At 39.9% G+C, this 23997-nt stretch carries 26 protein-coding genes; 13 read left to right on the top strand and 13 right to left on the bottom strand.

The window, feature by feature from the left end; genetic code table 11:
- Positions 1 to 85: 85 nt before the first annotated feature.
- From LVD17_RS14740 to LVD17_RS14715, 6 genes are all read left to right on the top strand, one after another.
- The gene (locus LVD17_RS14740; RefSeq protein WP_233767911.1) at positions 86 to 1429 is read left to right on the top strand and encodes an ATP-binding protein; all 1344 of its coding nucleotides are present in this window, start codon (positions 86 to 88) and stop codon (positions 1427 to 1429) included.
- A gap of 25 nt (positions 1430 to 1454) precedes the next feature.
- Positions 1455 to 2675 (top strand): hypothetical protein, encoded by a 1221-nt coding sequence (locus LVD17_RS14735; RefSeq protein ID WP_233767910.1) that lies wholly within the window; start codon positions 1455 to 1457, stop codon positions 2673 to 2675.
- Between the two features lie 46 nt (positions 2676 to 2721).
- Positions 2722 to 4764: a D-Ala-D-Ala carboxypeptidase family metallohydrolase gene (locus LVD17_RS14730; RefSeq protein ID WP_233767909.1), complete on the top strand. Its 2043-nt coding sequence runs from the start codon at positions 2722 to 2724 to the stop codon at positions 4762 to 4764.
- Between the two features lie 86 nt (positions 4765 to 4850).
- Positions 4851 to 5786, top strand: coding sequence for a hypothetical protein (locus tag LVD17_RS14725; RefSeq protein ID WP_233767907.1), 936 nt, complete (start codon positions 4851 to 4853; stop codon positions 5784 to 5786).
- A 45-nt stretch (positions 5787 to 5831) separates the two neighbouring features.
- Complete coding sequence (locus tag LVD17_RS14720) at positions 5832 to 6551, top strand: hypothetical protein (RefSeq protein WP_233767904.1); 720 nt, start codon at positions 5832 to 5834, stop codon at positions 6549 to 6551.
- 36 nt (positions 6552 to 6587) lie between these two features.
- The gene (locus tag LVD17_RS14715) at positions 6588 to 7289 is read left to right on the top strand and encodes a hypothetical protein (RefSeq protein ID WP_233767902.1); all 702 of its coding nucleotides are present in this window, start codon (positions 6588 to 6590) and stop codon (positions 7287 to 7289) included.
- A gap of 323 nt (positions 7290 to 7612) precedes the next feature.
- On the opposite strand, the gene LVD17_RS14710 is transcribed toward LVD17_RS14715, so the two are convergent.
- Together LVD17_RS14710 and LVD17_RS14705 are read right to left on the bottom strand one after the other, a co-directional pair.
- Positions 7613 to 8326: a tRNA threonylcarbamoyladenosine dehydratase gene (locus tag LVD17_RS14710; RefSeq protein WP_233767901.1), complete on the bottom strand. Its 714-nt coding sequence runs from the start codon at positions 8324 to 8326 to the stop codon at positions 7613 to 7615.
- Positions 8289 to 8999: a TatD family hydrolase gene (locus LVD17_RS14705; RefSeq protein WP_233767900.1), complete on the bottom strand. Its 711-nt coding sequence runs from the start codon at positions 8997 to 8999 to the stop codon at positions 8289 to 8291. The genes LVD17_RS14710 and LVD17_RS14705 overlap by 38 nt, the downstream gene beginning before the upstream one ends.
- Before the next feature lie 63 nt (positions 9000 to 9062).
- Here LVD17_RS14705 and LVD17_RS14700 point away from each other — a divergent pair, with 63 nt between their 5' ends.
- Positions 9063 to 9734: a Crp/Fnr family transcriptional regulator gene (locus tag LVD17_RS14700; RefSeq protein WP_233767899.1), complete on the top strand. Its 672-nt coding sequence runs from the start codon at positions 9063 to 9065 to the stop codon at positions 9732 to 9734.
- A gap of 76 nt (positions 9735 to 9810) precedes the next feature.
- Entirely contained in the window at positions 9811 to 10437 is a 627-nt protein-coding gene (locus tag LVD17_RS14695; RefSeq protein ID WP_233767897.1) for an FMN-dependent NADH-azoreductase, read from the top strand.
- Between the two features lie 99 nt (positions 10438 to 10536).
- Here the strand turns inward: LVD17_RS14695 and LVD17_RS14690 are convergent, their stop codons facing one another.
- From LVD17_RS14690 to LVD17_RS14670, 5 genes are all read right to left on the bottom strand, one after another.
- A complete protein-coding gene (locus tag LVD17_RS14690) occupies positions 10537 to 11745 on the bottom strand; it encodes a HupE/UreJ family protein (protein WP_233767895.1) in 1209 nt (402 codons plus the stop codon).
- A 17-nt stretch (positions 11746 to 11762) separates the two neighbouring features.
- Entirely contained in the window at positions 11763 to 13088 is a 1326-nt protein-coding gene (locus LVD17_RS14685) for a DUF3500 domain-containing protein (protein WP_233767893.1), read from the bottom strand.
- A 468-nt stretch (positions 13089 to 13556) separates the two neighbouring features.
- Positions 13557 to 13967 (bottom strand): hypothetical protein, encoded by a 411-nt coding sequence (locus LVD17_RS14680; RefSeq protein ID WP_233767891.1) that lies wholly within the window; start codon positions 13965 to 13967, stop codon positions 13557 to 13559.
- A gap of 41 nt (positions 13968 to 14008) precedes the next feature.
- The gene (locus tag LVD17_RS14675; protein WP_233767890.1) at positions 14009 to 14179 is read right to left on the bottom strand and encodes a hypothetical protein; all 171 of its coding nucleotides are present in this window, start codon (positions 14177 to 14179) and stop codon (positions 14009 to 14011) included.
- 53 nt (positions 14180 to 14232) lie between these two features.
- Positions 14233 to 14439, bottom strand: a complete 207-nt coding sequence (locus tag LVD17_RS14670) for a hypothetical protein (RefSeq protein WP_233767888.1) — start codon at positions 14437 to 14439, stop codon at positions 14233 to 14235.
- A gap of 430 nt (positions 14440 to 14869) precedes the next feature.
- Here LVD17_RS14670 and LVD17_RS14665 point away from each other — a divergent pair, with 430 nt between their 5' ends.
- Positions 14870 to 15199, top strand: a complete 330-nt coding sequence (locus LVD17_RS14665) for a helix-turn-helix domain-containing protein (RefSeq protein WP_233767886.1) — start codon at positions 14870 to 14872, stop codon at positions 15197 to 15199.
- Between the two features lie 30 nt (positions 15200 to 15229).
- Here LVD17_RS14665 and LVD17_RS14660 read toward each other — a convergent pair whose 3' ends face one another.
- The 5 genes from LVD17_RS14660 to LVD17_RS14640 form a co-directional block, all read right to left on the bottom strand.
- Complete coding sequence (locus tag LVD17_RS14660) at positions 15230 to 15565, bottom strand: hypothetical protein (RefSeq protein WP_233767885.1); 336 nt, start codon at positions 15563 to 15565, stop codon at positions 15230 to 15232.
- A 1-nt stretch (position 15566) separates the two neighbouring features.
- The gene (locus LVD17_RS14655; RefSeq protein ID WP_255702593.1) at positions 15567 to 16289 is read right to left on the bottom strand and encodes an RHS repeat-associated core domain-containing protein; all 723 of its coding nucleotides are present in this window, start codon (positions 16287 to 16289) and stop codon (positions 15567 to 15569) included.
- Positions 16290 to 16553: 264 nt separating this feature from the next.
- On the bottom strand, positions 16554 to 17003 hold the full coding sequence (locus LVD17_RS14650) for a leucine-rich repeat domain-containing protein (RefSeq protein ID WP_233767884.1): 450 nt from the start codon (positions 17001 to 17003) through the stop codon (positions 16554 to 16556).
- Between the two features lie 9 nt (positions 17004 to 17012).
- Positions 17013 to 17528: a leucine-rich repeat domain-containing protein gene (locus LVD17_RS14645; protein ID WP_233767883.1), complete on the bottom strand. Its 516-nt coding sequence runs from the start codon at positions 17526 to 17528 to the stop codon at positions 17013 to 17015.
- The gene (locus LVD17_RS14640; protein WP_233767882.1) at positions 17525 to 18214 is read right to left on the bottom strand and encodes a hypothetical protein; all 690 of its coding nucleotides are present in this window, start codon (positions 18212 to 18214) and stop codon (positions 17525 to 17527) included. Before LVD17_RS14640 ends, LVD17_RS14645 begins: the two co-directional genes overlap by 4 nt.
- Positions 18215 to 19026: 812 nt before the next feature.
- On the opposite strand from LVD17_RS14640, the gene LVD17_RS14635 reads away from it, so the two are divergent.
- On the top strand, positions 19027 to 19707 hold the full coding sequence (locus LVD17_RS14635; protein WP_233767881.1) for a phosphatase PAP2 family protein: 681 nt from the start codon (positions 19027 to 19029) through the stop codon (positions 19705 to 19707).
- Here LVD17_RS14635 and LVD17_RS14630 read toward each other — a convergent pair.
- A complete protein-coding gene (locus tag LVD17_RS14630) occupies positions 19697 to 21265 on the bottom strand; it encodes an ArnT family glycosyltransferase (protein ID WP_233767880.1) in 1569 nt (522 codons plus the stop codon). The genes LVD17_RS14635 and LVD17_RS14630 overlap by 11 nt on opposite strands.
- Before the next feature lie 269 nt (positions 21266 to 21534).
- Between LVD17_RS14630 and LVD17_RS14625 the strand changes: the two genes are divergently transcribed.
- The 3 genes from LVD17_RS14625 to LVD17_RS14615 all read left to right on the top strand — a co-directional run bounded on the left by LVD17_RS14625 (position 21535) and on the right by LVD17_RS14615 (position 23921).
- Positions 21535 to 22500 carry a glycosyltransferase family 2 protein gene (locus LVD17_RS14625; protein ID WP_233767879.1) on the top strand — a complete coding sequence of 322 codons (966 nt, stop codon included), beginning with the start codon at positions 21535 to 21537 and terminating at the stop codon, positions 22498 to 22500.
- Positions 22493 to 23344: a lysylphosphatidylglycerol synthase transmembrane domain-containing protein gene (locus LVD17_RS14620; protein WP_233767877.1), complete on the top strand. Its 852-nt coding sequence runs from the start codon at positions 22493 to 22495 to the stop codon at positions 23342 to 23344. The genes LVD17_RS14625 and LVD17_RS14620 overlap by 8 nt, the downstream gene beginning before the upstream one ends.
- Positions 23345 to 23585: 241 nt before the next feature.
- Positions 23586 to 23921, top strand: a complete 336-nt coding sequence (locus tag LVD17_RS14615; protein ID WP_233767876.1) for an ArsR/SmtB family transcription factor — start codon at positions 23586 to 23588, stop codon at positions 23919 to 23921.
- Positions 23922 to 23997: the final 76 nt, after the last annotated feature.

The raw sequence follows: 23997 nt of genomic DNA, 5'->3' as shown, positions 1-23997 counted from the left end.
TACATTATATTTACCAAAATAAACTTAAAATACTATCATTACAGTTTGAGCCAATTATAATTTCGTTAAAACCATTACCCAGCACATGATTAAAGCAGACATTGAGTGGGCCAGACAGCTGATTAACAAAAGGTTAGAAGAATTTAATAGTGCAAACTCAGGCCAATGGGCCATGGAAAACCACTTACCTCCTGCATGGGAAAGCAACACACCTTATGGGGAGTTGTTTGAATTGTTCAGACAAGAAACCGACTATAATGATGCTCCCTCATTAATTGCCGAGCGCTTAATTTTAGTATTCGCGCTATGTCCTTATTTAGACCCTTCTCTGCTTGAACCTTTCACAAAGGCCCTACAAAGTGGTCAGGGACTGGATATCCTTGGAGGTGTTCAGAGCGAAACGCAGTTTGGGTTTATGCCCACTTTACAAACTGTTTTGTTCATAGTAGCCGGCAGTGACATCGATGCCCGGAAAAGCCTGCTTTCAAAGGTTTTTAACGAGGCACATCCACTCTGGACTATGGGAATAATTGATGTGCACCATGACCCCCGAACTAAAAATCCGTTATTAACACCGTTTGAACTTAACGAAGAGTTTTATAACATTCTCGTTTTAGACCAACCTTATAAGCCGCAGTTTAGCAGGACTTTCCCGGCGCAGCTCGTACAAACCCGGGAAGATTGGGACGACATGGTAGCACCCAGCGATACACGTTTTGCCCTTGAAGAAATTAACATTTGGCTTAAAGAGCGTGAAAGACTTGCCAAAGATGAGGTGATCAGCAGAAAAGCCAAGCGGGGTTACAGGGCCTTGTTTTATGGCCCTTCGGGTACGGGAAAAACCATGGCTGCATGCCTTTTGGGCAAAGAAGCAGGTTTACCGGTTTACAGGGTAGACCTTTCTATGGTAGTCAGTAAATACATCGGTGAAACCGAAAAGAACTTATCCCTGATCTTTGAAAAAGCGGAAAACAAAGAGTGGATCTTGTTTTTTGACGAAGCTGATGCCCTTTTTGGCAAGCGTACACAGGTAAGTACTTCCAATGACCGCTACGCCAACCAGGAGGTATCGTATTTATTGCAGCGAATTGAAGATTTTAATGGATTGGTTATTCTATCCAGTAACTTTAAGGCAAATATTGACAGTGCTTTTACCCGACGCTTTCAGTCTATCGTCAAATTCACCATGCCCAACAAAACCCTTCGTTTGGAGCTATTCGGACGGGCCTTTGAAAAAAAGTATTTACTGGAAGATTTACAGCTCATGGAAAATGTAGCCAATAAATATGAACTGTCGGGAGCAGAAATCAACAACGTATTTCAATATTGCGCCATGATGTGTCTGCACAAAGGGGTAAAAAAAGTGTCGAGCGAAATATTTTCTCAAGGTGTGATCAAAGAATTGAGAAAAAAAGGAAAAGCCCTCTAAATTAAAAACAAGTCCAAGCTAACTCATGGCAGGAACAGAAGATAATGTAAAGGCGCCCAAAGAGACCGGCAGTCCGCAAAACAACACCCGCACCCGAAAGCGACCGGGCAACGGCCGGATATTGGGCATCAATACCGCCAGCTTAACCTCTAAGGTGAAAAACCTGCAATTGGGAGAGAAGATTCCCGGCCTCATTAACAAGATCAAAGAGTCTCCCCTGCTAAACCGTGACCCCGAAGTATCTCAGGAAGAGCAAGACCATTTGAAAAACGAGTTTCTCGTCTACGTCAGCACTAAAAAGGCACTGATCACCGACCCCGAGCAGTTACAAGATTTCGACAAGCAGGTTGAAAAGTTCCTCAAACGCATGGATGGCAGGGCACAGGATCACTGGGGCAACGACCGCTATTTCCGCTTGCTTGAGAAGTGGTTTTCTGATTATGATCAGGTAATCAGCGGTAAGATAAAATCAGTAAAATCATCCATCAATTCGGTATTGATCCAAACCAATGATACGATACAGAAGCTTGTGCTGACGATACAAACTGCTATATCAGAAGCCAATAAAGATGGAGCCAAAGCACAGCATTTATTAAGCAAAGCTTCATTATATGCAGCAGAGGCAGGCGTGAAAAAAGAAGCCGCCGGTAAGGTACTTGATGAATATGGAAAAGAGCAGAAAGAAACTATGCTGGGGCAATATGATTTATTGATAGTACAATACCAAACACTGATTACGAGCCTTCAGCAAAATATAGAAGGGGTTCAAAAAGATGCTGAATCTTTTAATTCTGTTATTGGAGAACTCCAGGCACAAAGCACGTCTATTGCCAACTTTAGCACAACAGTAAATGCAATTCAAGACGTCCAAAGTCTCATCCAGGTGTCCAATGTAGAATTTGTGAGCTTGCGTGCCAATGTGGGGAAAGTCATAGAGAAAGCGCAGCAAATAGGCCGCAAAACCGGAGCGGTAGATGCTGTTCAGGTAGAACAAGAGATGGAAAGCAGCTCTGATAAAGTAAAACTAGTTGATGGAGAAGTAGAAGGAATAAAGCAAGCTGAAATCAAACGAAGGGAAGAGGAAAAGAAAAGGAAGGAAGAGGAACGTAAGAGAAAAGAAGAAGAAGCCAGAAAGCAAAGAGAAGCCGAGGAAGCAAGGCTAAAAAAAGAGGCCGAAGAAAAAGCCTCGACACAAAAAGGACAGAAAAAAAAATACCGCAACCCCGGCATCAGGCCAAACCTTTGATGCCGATGTTGTAAAAACACGAGGAGGAAAGGATTACTCCAAAAAGTTGTGGAATACCTCTTCTTTTGCAACTGAATCAAAAGCAAAAATTGATGAAAGTAATTATACAAAAGAGGAAAAAGCCTTTTTTGAGCATTACAAAAACACCGCCGACGCCTATTTAAAGAGCTGGTACAAGCAACAAGGATCCCCTAAACAACAGCTAACAGCAGACATGTATGTGAAGGCGGCCAAACGCGTATTTAAGAAATATGGACATTTAAGTTATGTGGTGCCGGTAGAGTTGGCTTTGATACAAGGACGTTTGGAAAGTAAATTAGGTATGACTGGCGCCAGTGCCTATACCAACCCTTACAATGTAGGAGAATATGATGGTGGCGCAAGATCATGGGTAAAAGACATCACAACGGCTGAAATGGGAATTTTCGCCTACATGGATTTGATGGCTCATGATTATTTATCAGATAAAACAGCCGATCAGCTTTTGGAGAAACAAGGGGAAAGCTTTGTTAATGAGGAGAATAGTAGGTATGCTTCGGCCCCAAGATATGAGATGGAAATAAAGGCCATGATGGGTCAGGTGATGTTAGTTGCTGATGGGAAAAGAACCAAAAAACCCGTAGGAAAAGGTAAGAATAACGCTACCAAGGATGGTGAATTTGTTCGAACCTTATTGAAATCTGCCGGATATACCGATAAAGACTTAGGCACAGCAATATTAAAATTCCAATCCGAAGTGATGTACCCACCTTTGACTGCCAAGCAAAAGAGGTATGTAACTAAAATGAATTCAAACGACCTTAAAAGCCATAATGATAAGGAGGCAACTGGAAAAGATGGTATAGCCAGTACCAAAGCAAACACTTTGGGCTTATTGTATTACATGTACAAAAAGACAAGTGCAAAAACAGAGAAGGCTTCTGCCGATTCTTGGGACATAACCAAAGACAATCTGTGGCAAGCCTATTCTGATTTTAAAAATGACAAAATAAATATGATTGCCTTCGCCAAAGCATGTGCTCCACATGGAGGTACGCATGGACATGATATTAATTTGATAGTAGATAAATTAGGATTCACAACCCGTGATAACTTTGCCATTGCTTTGATGAACCATACTTCCGATTCCCTATTAGCACAGTTTGACAGCGAGTTGTTACAAAATTTACATGATAATCTCGGAACATATTGGTTGACCAATGCTACAAAATCAAAAATGTATGAAGAAGCGAGGGAACGAATCAACAAATTACTTGGAGGAAAAACAGACGAAGGAGCTACTGCAAAAAAAGAATCAGAGGTAAAAAAATCAGGAAAAAGCGCACGAGAAATCATCAGCTATGACAAAATCCCGGAGAACTATAGAAAGCAATTTGCCATAAGTGAATCTGTAGGGCCAAAAAAATGGGGTAAAAACAAGAAAGCAGATGTGGAGATTGTTCAACAACTACTAAAACTTAATGGATACGAACTCAGTATCGATGGAGGAATTGGTGTATTAACATTAAATTGTATCTTCCATTTTCAAAAAATTGAAGGATTGACTGGTGATACAAAGATTGGCACCTCAGGCGATACTTTAAAAAGACTGGTAGAAAAGGCCTATTTTAATGGCGCATATGATGAAAAAGAGGGAGAAATAGATAAAGCTAAAGCCACCGAACTAAATGCAGCAAGAAAAGGGAAAATCAGCGATATACCTGCGTCTCTAGTAGCGAATGTTACAGACGGACATCTTATTGGCATTGACAATAGTGACTATTTACTACCGAAGCCTTTGCACGCTGATGCAAAACGACTAAAAACTGCACTAGAGACCATCAAAAAAGATGTGGGGGATTTCACGATAAGTTGTGGATACAGGTCTCCTGAACACAATGTGGGAATTGGTAGCACTGCATCAAAAAGTCAACATGTATTTGGCATTGCAGCAGATATTCATTCACCGGCAGGTTATACACCAAAAACTTTGAAAAGTGCGATTGAAAAATTAATTAGCAATGGTGATATTCCTGAAGGAGGAATAGGAACTTATTATTGGGGATGCCATTACGACATTCGAGGCACCAAAGCTAGATGGGGTTCATAACATAAGGACAGGGCATAAAACACCAACTTGTTTGTTTAAAACGCATACAGTTATAAAAAATACAACAAAACAGATATTGAACAATCATGAAAGCAATAAAAATTGAATTCTTTAACAAAATAAGGTGGTTCAGCATATTTATATTTACAACCTGTGTATTATTCATTTTAATAACAGGGTGTCAGGTAGAAAAGACTGAGAAAACCGCCTCAATGGATTCTGAAGAGGTAGACGAAGAGGTTGTTGATAATCGATATTTCGGAGGGTGTGGTCGATCTAGAAATACTAAAGGAGATGAAGCTTACATGTCTGTAACACATACCAGAGGTGAAAAGCATTTAGAGGGTGTTTGCTTTGGAAAAAATGTAGATGGCCCTATCTGGACTGGTAAATTTACTGGTGAAGTAGTGTCTTCTGATGCTTATCTTTTTAAAATAAAGGTAGAATATCAAATTAATGGGAAAACCATAACAGTGAAAGAAAAATGGGAAAAAGTAGACGATTTTATTGAACTGAATGAAGCGGAACCTACTAGACCTGATATCCCCACTGATTACCTCTTGGTAAATTGTTTCACCGAATTCGCCGAGCAGCAAGCATTTGTTGATAACATGGAAAAAAGTGCAAATATTAAGGCAGCAGAAAAATATTATAAAGCAATAGATATCAACGGATCAGTAATAGTAAAGCTTAAGTATTATGCAGGAAAACCCGAGGTCACAGGAATGATATTAGGAAAGATGGGAGAGGAAGATATGTGGTACGGTTTGGTATCAGCTAGGTGTATTAATGGAAAAACAGATAGTTTACGTGTTAAAGTAGAATATAATGAAGGCACCGATGAATATACCACTAGCTGGCAAACTTGGCACATAGATAAATTCTCATTACTTAAAATCAAACCCGATCACAGCGACAATAAGCCTGGGTGGGTATTCATGCCAATAGACTTACCCAATGGTTTTCCAGATAAGGAGACCTTTGAAAAGACCTATAAGGACTATCACAATGAGATCGATTAAGTCATAAGGCCTGCATTGACAATAGAATCAAATTTCTATAAGTACATGTCGCATAGAAAAAGCTCTTCATCCGTTATACTCGCAGTGGCGATTGTTACTCTCTCGCTTTTAGGCTGTTCATCAGGAAGTTCTTCACATACTGAAGCTACCGATTCCCTGAATAAGGAAGGTCAAAAAGCTGATACGCTCTCCATTAGCGAAGAAGCAAATGATGACACAAAAACTGAACCCACATCAGAAACTTTAAATTTAGAAATGAATGATTTCGAAAAATCAATGATTGAAGCGGTTGAAGAAGGCTTATATCTTGTACAAACAGAGCAGGGGTTTGATTACATAAAAGAAGACATCAACAAAGATGGATTTGATGATGCTGTGGCTTTATTAACTTTTGAATCAGATCCTGAGAATTATGATTTCGAAACTACTGTAATGATTTTAGTATTTCAAACCCTTCCTAAGGGAACACTTATACAATCAGGTGGAAGTTCTGAAAATTTAGGAGGAGAAAGCATCAAATATAAAGACTATAAAAAATTAGCCTGGAAAAACGAGACCATAACCTATACACACCAGTCTATGAGGAATCATATGGAGGTAGACATCAAAATAAAGGATGACTTTAGAGGGGCAACAGTTGATAAAGTTTCCATCTGCTATTATAACACCTCTGGTTGCAAAGATCTCTTTGTAGCATCAGAGCAGGATGCAGTTGACCTTCTTGAACTGAACAAAGAATTCTTAATTAACATTATTCGTGAATAAATTTGACCGGTTCAATCCGGATCTATTAAAGCATTCATGCATTCAATACACAGGACGAGCAATTTATCAACCGCACTAGCTTTTGTTGCTTTTATTTTAGGATGTTCATCAGGAAGCTCTTCCAATACCGAAGCAACTGATTCCTTAGAAAATGATACGCTAAATAAGGATACACTATCTGTTGCTGAAGAAGCAAATGATGACACAAAAACTGAACCCACATCAGAAACTTTGATTTTAGAAATGAATGATTTCGAAAAATCAATGATTGAAGCGGTTGAAGAAGGCTTATATCTTGTACAAACAGAGCAGGGGTTTGATTATATAAAAGCTGATATTGACAACGATAATATTGATGATGCTGTAGCTCTAATGACTTTTGAGTCAAACCCCAATAATTATGACTTTGAAACTACTGTAATGCTGATGATACTTACTGGTTTTGAAAGTGGCTCTCTGGCTCAATTTGGTTACTCTGGAAACCTCGGAGGCGAAAGTATCCGCTATAAAGAATTCAAAAAAATATCCTGGGAGAATGGGACTATAAACTACACGCACCAGTTCATGAGAAATTATATGGAGGTTGATATTAAAGTCGTAGGCTTTGAAAGAGCAATTGCTGATAAAGTTTCAGTATGTTACAATAACTCTCCTTGCAAAGACACTTTTGTAGCTTCTGAAAGTGACACATTGGAATTAATTGACCTAAACAAGGAACTTCTTAGTAATCACATGTAAAATGCTTATGAAGCAATAGGTGTCAATGGATCGATCATTCTAAAACTTAATGTTATACAGAAAATTCCGAAGCTACAGAAACAATTTTAGGGAAGATCGGAAAAAATGAACTATGTGTGCTGGTTTAGCCACAGGAAGCTAAATTGATGAAAGAACATATAATTTACGTGTTAGAGTACAATAAGGGTACTGATGAATATAACACAAGCTGGCAAACCTGGTAATGTATTTATATTTATGCCCTTCGACTTAACGAATGGTTTCCCCTTTGAAAAGAACTCTACCACCATAAGATCGATTAGTACGGACATATATGGCGTCTCCTACTTCATCAAGCGGCGCAATACCTCATAAGCCATGGTCATACCAAACATGGCCGGTATATAGGCAATGGTACCGTAAAATGATTTTTTGTAATTGGATCCATCTGTAAGCTTAAGTGAATGTGCAAGCTGGATTTCTTCAGAGTAGACTGTGAGCACACCTTTGCGTACCCCTTTTGACTTAAGGATCTTACGCAGTTGTTGAGCAAACTTGCATTCACGTGTTTTACTGATATCGGCAATTCTGATTTTAGTTGGATCCAGCTTACCACCCGCTCCCATGGAAGATATAAATGCGCATTTCAATCGCTTTAAGGTAAGTATAAAACTCAGCTTGGGACCAAAACTATCGATACAGTCCAAAGCGAAGTCGAACTGGCTGTCAGTGAGCAGTTTTGTCATGGCATCAGGCTGCATAAATTTATCATAGACCGTGATCTGAAGCTCGGGGTTAATATCCAAAAACCTATCCTTGAGCACATTTGCCTTTAGCATCCCTGCGGTAGAATCCAGCGCCTGTAACTGGCGGTTTTTGTTGGTAGGGTCAACAACGTCACCATCTATAATGGTAATTTTCCCTATCCCTGACCGTACGAGGGTTTCTGCAGCATAACTGCCCACGCCACCAAGCCCCACCACAAGAACATGTGCGCTTTGCAGTTTTTGCAGTGATTCTTCACCTATTAATAATTCGGTCCGTTCCAGCCAACTCATGATCAAAAAAATTATTTGCGTTGTTTACCAGTTGTTCTCTTAGTTTTTCCTCAGAAATCCCTAATGACTTCGAAGCCTGCAAATATATGTTTTCTATAGAAACATCAGGCATGCTATCTGTTTCAAGAAACAGCCTGTTGGCGGGTATTGCACGGAGTAGCTGGCTGAATTTTTCCGCGTTATGCAGTTGAGGCATGAGTGACAAAAAAAAACCGGCATCAGTCAGTTGCTTCGCCAGCGTGGCATTTCGACCGAAGCCATGGATGCACCACTTCCTGATTTCAGAGAACTCATTTTTAATTTGTAATAATTGATGATAAGCCCTCACGCAATGAATGATCACCGGGGCATTTAGATCATTGGCAACACGTAATTGACTACGGAGAATCTCCATCTGCAATTCCATTGGAGGACCCTTCAAGTTATCCAGCCCCATTTCACCCAATGCTATGCAATTGGCCTGATGATAATGTGCCTTTATTTCCTCAACTTCATCGATTGTGAGAGCGTTTTCTGTCCACCATGGATGTTTCCCAATAGTGTAAGGGCCAGACGGCGGCTCTTGCCCCATATGTATTGAAATGATTTCAACAATAGCCGGATTATCATAATTTCTTACTTTGTGGGTATGAAAATCCAGTATTATTGACTTACCTGCAGGTATTAGACCCATTACAATAAAGCAGCAATTGTTATAATAACATAACGCCGGGTACAGGGCGCATGTTCTAAAATAGTGGATTACACATACTTATTCCAAACCCGAAAGCTGAAATATACGTCCAATTTATCAGACATACGGAAGCCATCTAACACATTACATCACCAGCAACAATTTATGCAATCGCAACTGATCAAAAATATCTCAAAACATGTAAAGTTAAATCCCGATGAGGAAAATTTGTTTGATACCTTCTGGAGTGAAAAGGTTTTGAATAAAGGAGATTACCTTCTGAGAAACGGAGAGATTTGCAAAACTGATAATTACATAATATCAGGCTCAATAAAGGCCTTTTACGTAAATCTGGATAGTGGCAAGGAGGAAATCTTATACTTTGCCATAGACGATTGGTGGGCAACTGATATCAACAGCTTTCAAAAACAAACACCATCTATCTATAGCATCCAGACACTGGAAAAAACAAAACTTTTGCAGATACACTACCAGTCATTTCAAAAAATGCTGGCTTCTATTCCGAAACTGGAACGATATTTCAGAATTATTTTGGAAAGTTATATTGGAAGTTTGCAGCGCAGAATAATTTTTAACAATGGTTATACAGCGGAGCAAAGGTATCTGGAGTTTCTGAACCGTTACCCTGAAATTGCAAAGCGTGTCCCCCAATACCTGCTAGCCTCCTATCTTGGCATGTCACCTGAATTTTTAAGCCGTATCAAAAAAAATTAGAATCGCATTGAACCATGTCAATTTTTTTAACTATTGCTTGCCCGAGCTTTGCTTTTCAAATCAAAAAGCAGAGACAATGAAAAAAGTACTTATCATCAACGCAAGTGTAAGAAATGAGAGATCGCATAGCAGAAAGCTGACTGACTTATTCATTAAAAACTGGAAAGTAAAATATCCCGAAGACTCTTTTACATTCAGAGAGGTTGGTTTAAGCATAATCCCTCCTGTAGACCAGCACTGGATAGCCAGCGCATTTATCAAGCCGGAGGACAGAACAGAGGAAAATCAAAAAGGTGTAGAGCTAAGCAACGTTCTGGTAAAGGAACTAAAGGAAAATGATATCTATGTTCTTGGTACTCCCATGTACAACTGGTCCATTCCCAGTGGTTTAAAGGCCTACCTAGACCAGATAATGCGTATTAATGAAACCTGGAAATTCCGCTCCGGAAAGCCTGACGGTGATTATGTAGGCCTGCTTAATAAAAAAAAGCTGTTCATCTTATCAAGTCGGGGCGATACAGGATACGGCGAAAACGAGCACAATGAGCATATGAATTATCAGACAACATACTTAAAATTCATTTTTGGAATTATGGGAGTCACTGACACAACGATAATTTCTTTGGACAATGAAGAATTTGGTGGCGAAATATTTGAAAGGTCAAAGCAAAGCATTTATGAAAAAATCAGCCTTATAGCATAAGTACTACAGACCAGGCATTTGTGCGGTTCTCCAGCCCAGGTGAGTGTCTGGTCTATAATGCCCAATATATAATGCCCTGAAACATTTTTCAAATTATTACTAGCTAAAGAAAACGTTAACGTAGCTGGTGATGAAGTTTTCCTGGTTACTGATGCGTTCGGTAATCCATGCCAGGGAGATGATTATAGTAAGCACGGCAAACATGACTCTTATACCGCGGTAGAACCTCCATCGGCTTAATAGTAATACAGGAAAGAACAATAGCATGATGATCAGTTGCATGGATTCTATCCCCAGATTAAACCCCAGTATACTGATCAACTTTGACTCCCAGCCTAGCGCCATATCTGCAATGGATAAGGAGAATGCCAGTCCATGAATTAACCCAAAACCTGCAGCTATCCATGTTTCCTTCTTTGAAAACAATGGTCGCATACAATGAATAGCAGAGATCAGAATTGAGAATGCTACCAGTACTTCTATGTATTGAACTTTAAAACTCAGCAGGTTGAAGCTGCCAATCAGCAGTGTAACTGAGTGGCCAATGGTAAAAGCCAGGCTAATTTTCAAAAACCGGAACAGCGTATACCGAAGCCCTTGAAAGTCAGACCACCTACCATTAGTTATGAGCAATGGGGCTATGAGCAGAAGTGTGAGAAGAAATAAAATATGATCCAGCCCCTCGCGGATATGCTGCATTCCATAGGCAAACATTGATTTGAACCCATTCCACCTGCTACCCTGATCAAGGTTAACTTCAAGCGTAGGTACGGTATTGGTGCGCACATTTGTTTTAATCACTCCTAATTCCTGCTGTTTGGTAGAATTAATCCCGTTCCTCCAATCCTCATCTATACTTACCAATACCTTGTGTGTCACCAGCTGATGGACTATTATATCGTAACGAAGAGAGAACTGCCGTACATCCGAATTGGCGGGAGGTGTTAAAGAAAGATGGGCAACCAACTCTCTGTATGCTGCCTGAGCCGAGCCGGATTCACCGTCTATCTTCAAATCAGTGATGGTAACACGCCATAATTGCCCATCTGGCGATTGAAGGGAAACATGATCCAGTATGTAATTTTGCAGAGACGGCCCCAGTTCTGACAGCAGCCGTTCAGAATCTATAGTAAGGTCGTAAGGAACGGCCAGTTGCAGCTCAGCAACAGGTAATTGCAGCATCGCCTGAATATCCGACTCCCCAACGCGGAGTAATACCATGGAGTTGGGCATAGGATGGGATTTTGCTGACAGTGTCTCTATCAGCAAAATCCCTAATAGGGCTATCCTGTAAAAGATGTTCTTCAAGATCCGGCAGTTCTTAATTAAAAATTACCACCATAATCACGGGTATGGTCTCTGTATATAGTGTGGTAATGTATTCCTGACAACACCACTCCGTTTTGACAAATGAACTCGATCCAAACACTGGGTCCGTCAATTCTGACATAATCAGCATGGTTGGTCAGTGAGGCATTGCCTGAGTAGCCGATGTAAGTTTCGTCCAGCTCAGATTCGTAGATAGCCATCATGGCTTCGGCAGCCTCGTCTTCAATATCACCTACCCAGGCTTCAATTGCATCCAGAACCAATGCCTTTTGTGCAGTGGTCAGTCCACTTACTGCAAGGCCTACTTTAGTTTCTGGAAATTCACCGTCGCTACCAGGGCCTAATACTACATCACTGTATGTACCACTGATTTTGGCAGAGCTTAATTCACTGGTTGACAAGCCTGCAAGCATGGCTGCCATTACTTCCTGTTCATCATTGAGCGGTGCATAGCTGGTTCCGTCAGCAGTCCATTCCAGTGGTTCCACCCCCTGGTGAGAAGGGCTTGGTCCGACAATCACACCATCTTCAAAAGTGATGTTTTGAGCATAATGGTGCCCGCCAAACTGCAGCATCCAGGTACCTGAAGTGCTTGGCGTACCCAGGAAAGCTATAATGTACTCTCCTGATGAGTAGGTACCTCCTCCACCTTGATCACCAAGGTAGTCATCTGCTGCATTAACGGCCAGAAACTCATCGTATCCCTGGTTATCTTCCGAACCGGAAGCAGCCTCTATCACCGCTTTAGCCAGCACCAGTTGCGCAGCGCTAAGCTCACTAAATTCCAGTCCATTTCTTATGCTTACACCACCCGGCAGATTAGACCACTTCGCAGCATTGGCTGCCGTGAAATCCAACTGTACTGTGCTGGCTTGTGTAGAAGAAAGTGATGCAATGAAATTATTAGCTAAACACACTACTTTTTCACCCGCTGTAGTAGCATCATCACATGCTGTTGAAGACTCGGTGGTTACAGTAAAATCATCGTCAGAGGTTGCCGCCTCTCCATTTACCGTTACGGTAATCGTACCCGTGGTAGCACCGGCAGGCACCGCTACTGTAAGTTGTGTAGAAGCAGCTGCATCTACCTGGGCAGCAGTTCCATTAAATGAAACTGTATTATCAGAAGCAGTAGAACTGAAGTTGGTTCCCGTAATGGTCACAACGGTACCAACTGCTCCGCTGGTTGGAGAAAAACCCGATATGGTTACGGAAGATGCTTCAGAGACATCATCATCATCTCCACAGCTCGTTAGTAAGCCTATTGCGAAACAGCATACTACCCCCACAACAAGCGTAAAAATTCTTATTAACTTTTTCATAAGTTGATTGGTTTCTAATTATTGAATTCAGCAATGGGGACATCTAAGGTACTCTGCCTGTAGAGATATCACTGAATTTTTGAGATGAAGGGCATAAAAAATGCGATGAATGTAAGTACTAAGTGGCAGTGTCATCATTTAACGTATTTCTATCTTTGTAGAGTCTTTTAACTGATTCTGCTGGAAGCCAGCTACATACTTCTATTCATAAAAAACTTCTTTATGCTTCCCCTGAAGCAATTAATGCATTCGCTGACTTTATGCAGTACCTGTGTAACAATCAAGATAATAGGGACACCAAGACCTTTATAAGAAAACTCACCTCTTATTTGGAGCAAGGCGTGAAGATCCAGGACTAAGCAATAGCGGATTAGAAACCGATCAACAAAACTTGCTTAGGGTTATGATTAATGATTTTGATAAATACCAATAAAAAGCCTCGCATTCCAGCAAGGCTTTCATCTTCTGTCATTTTTTATCTATTTTTATCTTAATTGGTGTCCCTTCTGGTAAATTATAAACTTGCTTTGCAATATTCGCATTTGATGACAGGTATGTTGGAAAATACTGTTTGTAAAAGTTATGAACATTGCACTCTCCTCCTGCTACAAAAGGTAATTTTGGGTGCAGTCTTTGTCCGTACTCTATACTCTCACCTATATTATTCCAATCCTGAATAAAACCACGCCCTGTCAAATATTCTAAATCAGCCTGTAGAACATTAAGCCACTGTGCAAAATCTCCCGCTAGTTTCCCTTTCTCTCCTGTTTCTATATTAAATAAAATCACACTGTCATTTGTAAATGCATACTGATTCCCAAAAACCTCTTCACCAAAGAAAAACATGTTTTTAACCATGCTCCCAAACTCATGATTCATAATTCTATTAACGTAAAGAATATTGTGAAAAGAAGGTTCATTTACAGCACCATACAAATGAAGCGAACCCATGTAAAAATAGCCTCCATTTTTTTAGCTAAAAAATCGAAATAAGCTTTATCATTTGTATTCAGTTTAATTTTCTCCAGTACCTCTTTATCAACTGACGGTTGTTCAAATCCTGTGTCAAGATTATCTAAAAGTTGTTTCATTTTAATTCTTTACTTTTATTTCCACTTTGATTCCATCAGGGTAGCCTGATTTATCAACTCTCTCTATTTGGCTGATAGTGGCCGCTGTTGTTATTAATGATTTCAATTTTCACATCGTCATTAATATGTACTTCTCCTGCACCTTTAATCAGCATCACCAGAGCAAACTTCCATGTTTCTCTAATATTTTTCAATTCTTTGCAATAAAGCTGTACATAAGCTACGACCAGAGCCAGTTCGAAAGCTTTTTCGTAAAACAATGAAAGGCACAAGTGGATGTGGTTGTTGCACCAGTTTCATTGTTTTATACGCATGGACCAGAGGGGAGCTGGTGCCGATCTCCAATCGTTCTGCTATTTTCCTGATTAGCTTTTCGGTCTGGTTGTCGTTATACAGGTCTAGGTTATGCCGTAAGCTAAGGTGTTCTGCCTGTATTTTGAGGGTTACCGCATTCTGTCCAGCCCTTCAAGGCGGATGCCACCTAATACTGCTATGTCTAAAGGTGGGTGCTCATAAGTGATGTGGTCGGGATTGGTGGGATCAAGTTTGCTCATAATTTTTCTTTTCTCATACACTTTGGTGTACAAATATAACTTTCAGTGTTTCTTTCAAAACGTTATGAGTTTTTTTCCACACAAAAAGGTTGTTATATTAGCATTTACAGTACATATCTATAGGATTTCACACATTATGAGTTTAGATAAGAGGTTAACAGAGCTGAGGAAGCAAAATAAACTTTCACAAGATGCATCGGCTAAAAAGATAGGTGTACACCCTAATGTTATTGGACGGTATGAGCGTGGAGAGGCTAAGCCAACCATTGATGTGGCTACTAAAATGGCTGATGTGTTTGAGGTGTCCGTGGATTATCTGGTGGGCAAAACTGACCTGCTCATCGATCAAAATATTTTGAACCAGCTTATTACTATTCAGAAGCTCCCTACCGAGGAAAAAGAGCGCATATTATTTACCCTTGAAGCATTGTTAAGGGATGCCAGAACCAGAGCAGCTTACTCATAAAAAAGCCTCGCATTGCAAGGCTCATTTATTTCAGTTTAACATGGAAGCAACTCCCGTACTACTGGGGTTAGAGTATTCACTCTCCTTTGCCCACTGATCAAAATGCCTAAAAAAATTAGTTAAAGCTGTTCCTTCATCTTGGGAATAAAAAAGTATAATATCACACCAAGATTGATTCCCTGATACATCATACTTTTTTTCAACCCAGCTTTGAAAATCGTTCATAATATCCGCATCAATTACATTATCTGGATCCCTTAGATACCATCCATCAAGAAACGATTTGAGACAGGAAATAGAGTTTCTGCCTAAGTACATAGCTGGTCTTTTCTCAATGAGCTTTATAAGACTAAAAATTGAATTCATATCAAAACGTAGTTTCTGTTATTACATAACCTGTTGGCGAATGCAAGTCTTTAACCCAATCATTATAGCTTATCCCACTTGGATTAATATTGTCATAAACTTTACCGTTTAGGAGCACTGCTTTATATGTACCATTGGTTTTCACTATATCATCAGAGCATTGTACACATTGAAACAGCTCATGGTTTTTAGCGACACTGGATACTATTTCATCAATTTTACCGACATCGTCTAAATTATCCAGCCCCTTAATGGCCTTAATTGCATCATCCAGATAACCTACTCCTTTGGCTGCTGCTATAGGGCTAGGCTCAAAAGGTATAGCGTTTAATTCTTGGTCTTGCATGAGTGACCATGCTCCTTCTAACGCCATGCCAGCTAACCAACCTATAGCACTGATTGGTTCTTTTAAAGGCTCAGGAGCGGTCGCCATTGTATACCTGTTACCAAATAGTCTGGTCTTTCTTGCTTGAGGCATACAACAAGGCGTATCCCCGAAAGGATCATTATAATTAATAGGGTTATTGTAGCTATAGTTATATGGAGATAAACTTACTAATGAATCTGCTAATGGGTCAACTTGCATGAACCTACCAGTAGTATAGTCATAAGTTCTATACTTAGTCATATCCAGACTAAGGTCAAGGTCGGTGATTCTTTCGGTATTGAATTTCTTATCGCCAGTACCCTGATTAAAAAGGAACTTGTTTTCCTTTCCTGTTATCCTTTTGTAGGAGTTAAATTGCAGCCCGAAGGGATAGTAATTATCGCATTTTTTTCAGCAACAACTTTTTTCTCCTAGTGCACCTCAAAAAACACAACGGATTTTCCTAATGCCCCTGCCGGTAAAGCCTAGATTTCAACAAGTCCCTTCCTTCTCGTTTGAAGGTAGTTTAAAGATAAGAATATAGTTTATCTATTATCTTTGCTCAATAAAAAAAGCCAAGCTTTGAAGCTGCAAGGCTTCTTATTTCAATCTGTTTCAGTATCAATCTGTAAATTGTGTAATGATTAAACAATCCGGTAATTCCTGTTTTATAAACTCAACATCTTCATCGTACATGTAATTAAAAGCTACATTGATTCTTTTCAGCTTTTTTAATTGAACAATTTCTGGAGGAAGGCCTTTTAGTTCATTTTTCATCATTTGCAACCATTCCAACTCCTTTAGTTTTCCAATTTCACTAGGTATTTCTTTAATATGGTTATCTGTGAGATTTAAAACCTTCAGATTCTTAAACTGTAATATTTCAGAAGGAAAAACCTTCAGGTCTTTCTTCGTCAAGTGAAGAATTTCAACATCATCTTTATTCTTTAAAGCTTTTTTTAAGGAAGTGAAAACTTTATAGTTTGAATATGCTTTTGGGTAAATTATGCGCTGACTTTTGCAGCTTAGTGTCACTAATATTAAACCTGTTAAAAAGATCCTTAAATTCATCGTCTTATTTCATAAAACAACATCAACTACAATATAGCAACTAGGGAGTTTTCTGCGCAGCATCTTTACATCGCTCTCTGATAGATTATTATAGGCTAAAAGCAAACGTTCCAAGCGGGTTAAGTCAGTCATACTTGATGGCAAATTCGATAACTGATTTTTCATCAGATTAATATTTCGAAGATTCCGTAATGTAGTTAGTTCATTTGGCAAATGTTCTATTTTATTCTTCATGATAAATAATACTTCAAGGTTATCAAGTTCACCTATTCGATCGGGTATAACGTGAATATTATTATAGTTTAGATTCAAAACCTTTAAACCTTTGAATTCAAATATTTCATTAGGAAACTCTGTAAGCTCTTGATCAGATAAATCTAAAATAGTAACGTCCGATTTATCTCTAAGAGCCTTTTTTAAACTTTTATACACTTTATCATTTGCTGAAACGACCCCATAATCATATCCCGACTTACATTTCGAACAGCAGAAAATTATTAATAGTGAAATAAAAAGTGGTCTCATTTTCTTATTGAGTTAGTTAACCTTATTAATAAGCTTGGATCAGCATTAGTTCTTCTACGAATCTGATACGCTGGTGAAAGACTTGGATTTGTATGCCACGTCTTCAGCGCAGCACCATAACCGGCGGTACTACCTGTCCTAAATGCATTTACCCCAAATGCATTTGCAGACTTATCTGCCGTTGAAGTGTATAATGACTTCTTACTTTCAGACTTAATTTGACCAACAATCGCTTTAGCTTCAAACTCAGTGTTGGCAGTACCTGGTAATGGGTTGGTTTCGTTGCTTCGATTCAAGTCATCGTATTGAGCGGCATGAACAACTTCTTCAACTGCAAAATCGCCTAAAAATTCTGCTTGTGTTTTTTTTGACTCCCCTTCCATAATACCCCCAAAATTGAGGTTTATCACACCACCTTTCTCACCCGTAGCAAAATCATCAGCAGTGGCTGGATTTTGAAAGTTTGTAGTCTCTCCATCAGGGCCATCTATAATTGAGCTGAAATTTCCTTCAAAAGATGCTCCGGTATTTGATTTTTCATTAGTTGCCTTTATAACATATCTGTTATCAGATTTTTTTAACTGCTTATATAAATTCTTATAAGTGCTAGAACTATTATGCCTTCTCAACGCTCGTTTCGCAACTCTCTTTTCCCTACCTGAAATTCCCCCCCAATCAATCTCCATTCCTGTAGGGTCAGTAAATATTATTGGGTTATTGGCTACCCAACTGTACGAGCTATATGGTGCTCGGTATGCCTGTATAGGTACCCACGGGTATTTCCCCATATTTTCCCAGGGCAGCAACATCAGGCGGCGGAGGTATATTAACCTGAAATTTCTCTGACTGCGTCAAACCATTGTGGCCAATTAATAAAAAGAGCAAACATATAATACTAAAGTAAGTGCATACTCGTGCTGTCATTCTTTGCTATGGTTAAATAGTTGAATTTATATCATTGTAGGCAAGCCCATTTCGACATTTTATGAAAATTGAGGGCAAAATTAATTTTTTTTAAAAAAATTATACGCTTAATAGCATGTAATAAATATAGAATAAGTGCTACAATATGTATCTAGCAGTTTTTTGATGACCTCTTTATAAATAATACTCCACTTACCTTTTTTTATGGCCTGCTAAAATCAAAGTCATGCGACCATTTGGTTTGTGATAAACGGATAGAAAAGGTAATGACTAACAAAACATGATCTTTTCAGGTTACACAGGCATTTTTACCTCCTTTACAGACGAGGCTACTGGGTTTGAAATCAAAGGTGCGCACTCAAATTTCACAAGTCCAGCCTTCTTTCCCCTGAGCTCTTACACAGAAGTTAGTTCAAATTTAAACGAACGTTATGTTTCTCTTTATTATGTTTTGGATATGTTAAAATTGTTATCCGCCCCAACACGTTTTTATCTCCTTTCTTTACGATGCCTTTAATATTGCTTCATGTGTAGTTTTCATTAGGTAAGTACCTTGGAGATAAATTCTTACGGGATGAAAAACCAGAGTAATAACTACCTTCTGACACAAACTGCTGTAATGTTAATGCTACTGCCGCTTATGGTATTCGAAAAAGGTGCCATTACTCTTGTAATTAATCAAAACCACAGTACTCTTCTGGACAATTTCTTCCGTATTGTCACCTATGCCGGTGACGGGGTGGTATTTGCTATCTCAACAGTGCTGTTGCTTTTTGTTAGCTTTCGCCAGGCCTTGCTTTCAGCAGGCATTGGTATTGTGCATGCCCTTTCTATTCTGATCTTAAAAAGAGGCTTTTTTTCTGACTTGTCCAGACCAAAAAATTTCTTTCCTGATGACGTAGCCCTTCACTTTGTACCAGGCGTACATGTACATGGCCAAATGTCATTTCCCTCGGGCCACACTACTACTGCTTTCGCTATGGCCGTATTGCTCATATTGCTTTGCCCGCGCCATAAATACCTGCAATTTATTTTTCTCGTCTACGCTATGCTGGTCGGTTACTCACGTATGTACCTGCTACAGCATTTCTACATAGACGTGGCTTTCGGTGCTATTTTAGGAGCCTTCTCATCTTACATGTGCTGGTTTGTACTGAACCATATCCATCTGCCCGCATGGACTAATGCCCGGATCAGGATCAATATTACGATCAGTAAAAGTAAAACGGGTATACCGGTAACATCTAGTTCCTGATACCAAAGATCAATGTGGTGTGGTTCTCGAAGAGATCCTTCTGCTCAAACACCAGCTCAAGTCTTATATCCTGAAACAGAGGCTCTGCTTTATCGCGACGGCTGATAATCATCAGGTCTTCCCTGTTCTCTATCAGTTCGTTTAGCATGTCGAGGGACTCGATTTTCGGTATTTCCTGATCGTGGTAAAAAACAAACGAGGCATTCATGCGCTCCAGGTAGTATACCGGGTGGCCTTTCAGCAGCTTATGGCTTTTATAGACCGGGTTGCTCTCATCCATACGCGGGTAGATTATATAAATGAATAGTAAGAAAGTCAGCATAAATGTACCCGCGAGGGTGTAATACATCATCTTGAATTTCGACCTCAAGACTAAAATAAGGGCTATGATGACACCTATAGGGACAACAATCAGGTAAAAAGCAAGAGGAGCCAGTTGTGAAATCGACCCGTCCTGATCTATACCAAAATAAGCTGCGACCGGCATTGCTATGGCTATCACCAGTAAAATATATATGCCCGGCAGCAATCTTTTATGGGCTGGTATTTTCCTGTCCGTAGCTAAAGACAAATAATAACCCAGTAATACAGCCATGAAGGGTAAAGCCGGAGAAATATAGCTGGGCAATATAGTGCGTGAAAATGAAAAGAATGATAGTACTGCAATGCTCATACCCAAAGAAAGTGTAAGAAAAAAGTTGTGCTCACGGCTGCGCCAGGCAAGAGCGACAGCCTGAAATATAAAGACGCTAAATGGCAAAAGTGCAGCTATGGCAATTACAGGGGCTGCCAAAGGGAAACCACCGTGCCCTTCCATAGTTGATGTATACCGGCCAATGTTATGTTTAAAGAAAAATTCTTCTACCCATACACCATCAGTTGCCTGGAATATGGCATAGTACCAGGGAAAAATAATCAGCAGTATCACCAATGCACCCTGAAATGGCTTCCAGCTTATAATGTTCCTCCATGTTAAACTCTTACCAAAGTAAAGTGCCAGCAGAATACCCAGTGCCGGCAAAACCAGTGCTACCGGCCCTTTGGCGAGAAAAGCCAGCCCAAAGCAGGCATAGCCAAGATAGAGCTGATAAGGCTTTTTACTCTCATGGTACTGATAAAATAAAAATGAACCCAGCACCGTAAAGAATATAAGATATGGGTCAGGTACGGCAAGGTGAAATTGAACTGCCACCTGCAAGGATGCCAGGAGAACCAAACCCGCATAGAAAGCTGCATTTTCGCTGAGTGCTTTGCGCGAGAAGAGAAATACGGTAATTACTGTGAGTACCCCCATTAGGGATGAAAAAAACCTGGCGCTAAATGGAGATGCCTCTCCCTGTATATAGTACGCCATGATCATGAAATAATAGTGCAACGGAGGTTTATCCGTGCGTAGTTTCCCATTGAAAGTTGGTACTACCAGATCACTACGCTCAAACATTTCGCGGGCACATCCTGCATTTTTTGCCTCATCAAGTATGTAGATGGAGGTACCCCATATATTGGCAAAAAATATAAAAGCAGCGAGGCCGAGGATAATAACAAACTTGTTTGTCATACGATTGCACACTTAGACCGTAATATTATGAATTAATGGGAGGCCTTATTTTTCCTCAGTATGAAGTTATTGTAAAAAGATAATTGTAAAGACCCTGCATAAATATGATGGCACAGTTGAAACAGATCTTAAAAGGATAAAATCCTGCCCGTGGCTCTCGCTCATTAAATATAAATTAAGCAACTGCATTTATATTAACGATAATATAACCGTTTACAATAGCTTCTGATTTCACTGAAAACGAAATTTATGTTGGAAATAAGCCCGATATGAAACTCTCGCTGGTTATAACCTTACTCAATGAAGAGCACAACGTAGCACCTCTGCTAAGGCAGATAACGGATGCACTCACGGGTATGGAATACGAGATTATTTTTGTAGACGACGGGTCGACGGATAACACTGTAAAGCATATTAAGGATTGCGCTGACGACCATGTGAAGCTGGTTATATTAAACAAAAATTACGGCCAGACTACTGCCATTGCGGCTGGCATTGATTGCTCCGCAGGAGACTATATCGTTACTTTAGATGGTGACCTTCAAAATGATCCTGAAGATATCCCGATGATGCTTAATGAGCTTATTACCGGAAAATGGGATGTAGTAGCAGGCAATAGAAAAAACAGGAAAGACGGGATGCTGCTGAGAAAAATCCCCAGTAAGATGGCCAACGCCCTGATCAGAAAGCTTAGCGGTGTCCATATCAGTGATTATGGATGCACTTTGAAGGTGTTTCGCAGAGAGGTAGCTAAAAACCTTGATCTATACGGTGAGCTGCATCGGTTTATCCCTATTCTTGCCAAACTGAAGGGTGCCCGGATAACACAAATGGATGTAAAGCACCATCCCAGAATTTACGGTGAATCAAAGTACGGCCTGGGCAGAACTTTCAAAGTCATCAGCGACCTCATTCTGATCTTGTTTTATCAAAAATATTTCAGAAGGCCTATTCATTTATTCGGACCGCTAGGCATCGTGGCGCTGATAGCCGGTGGCGTTATCAACTTATACCTTCTGTTCCTTAAAATTCTTGGAGAAGATATCTGGGGCCGGCCTTTATTAATACTCGGAGTGGTATTACTGCTGGCAGGTATTCAATTTATAACTTTTGGTCTTATTGCAGAATTGATGATGAGGATATACTATGAATCCCAAAGCAAAAAAACATACAACATCAAAGACATCTTTATCGTGGAAAGTAAAAATACCCGGATACCTCAGGCTGTTGGTTAAAATTGTAGTTAGCGCCACAGCTATAGCCATAGTTTTCAGCAAAATAGACACCCATGATACACTGGCACTTATCCTTAAGGCCAACCCATTATGGCTGGCAGGCGCCTTATTGGCTTATAATTTATCTCAAGGCATAAGCACTACCCGGTTAAAGTACCTTTTGGAACGGATCGGCGTTCAGGATACCTTCGGGTTCCATATCCGCTTATATTACAAAGGCATGTTTTATAATTTGATACTACCTGGCGGAATAGGTGGTGATGCTTACAAGATTGTGGTATTGAAAAGTAAATTCAACAGAAGAACCCGAAGACTCTTTGAAGCCATACTGCTGGACCGGCTTTGTGGCCTGGCTGCCATCCTTATGCTTACAGCCATCATCATTTTACAAATCTACGAGGCCGATTTTTTAACGAAATTCGGCCTTGGGATAAGCACGGGCTTTTTTTATCCGGTGTTTTACCTTGTTGTTGCCATGGGTTTCAGAAAGTATAAAAGACGCTTCCTGAAGGCTAACTTATTGTCATTGGGTGTACAATTAACCCAGGCTTTGAGTGTCTTCCTGCTGATGCTGAGCCTGGGTATAGACACTAACTATCTGCACTATATCGGCATCTTCTTTATTTCTTCCATAGCCACTATTATTCCTGTAACTATCGGAGGACTCGGCATGCGCGAAATGGTCTTTTTCTATGCATCCGGGTATTTCTTTTTTAATGAAGCCAATGCCATAGCCCTGTCTCTTTTGTTCTTCATAATCACCGCAGCTTCGGCCCTGCCCGGAATGTTTATTGACCCAGACCGAACAACCAAACCGGCACCTAACGTAATGCAATTAAACTAGATTTTAATTGATTTATTGGCAAACACGGGAGGCTATTCTATGTAGGCGCTGATGAAGCCTTTAAGGGGGTTTTGGTTCCGCTTACAACATTACCGGCTACTGTACGATCAGGCTTTAGGAAGCATGAAAAGCCTTGATTCAATTCACATGACTAAAAACCCGGGATAGTTTATTAAAATTTCTCCTGTAATTTCTTCATTCCAATTGTTTAATCGTAATATTGCAATATAAGGATAAATCAATGGGAATTACTAAAACAGAGCTTTTTACCTCAGAACAAAATGACATCGCCCTGGTTGCCAAAGCTTTCGCCCACCCGGCTCGTGTAGCCATTATTCAATATTTGCTTAAGGCAAACACATGTATAAACGGGAACCTCGTCTGGGAATTAGGGCTTGCCCAGCCCACTATCAGTCAGCACTTAAAAGAACTAAAGGCCATTGGTATTCTACAGGGTACTATTGAGGGTGTTTCAGTAAGTTACTGTATTAACCCTGCACGTTGGGAGGAGGTTAAGAGCCTGTTTAACAACCTGTTCTCTCAATACACTTTAGCAGCAGACCATAATTGTTGTTAAAAAAATTAGACTTATAATTGTAATATTTCAATAGGTAACCATGAAATCCCCATCAAAGAAAAGTCCAAGAGATCGT

The sequence above is a fragment of the Fulvivirga ulvae genome (genome assembly GCF_021389975.1).
In the GTDB taxonomy this organism is placed as follows: Bacteria; Bacteroidota; Bacteroidia; order Cytophagales; family Cyclobacteriaceae; genus Fulvivirga; species Fulvivirga ulvae.
Note: the sequence above shows the minus strand (reverse complement) of the source record. Positions and strands in the feature narration are given on the sequence as shown.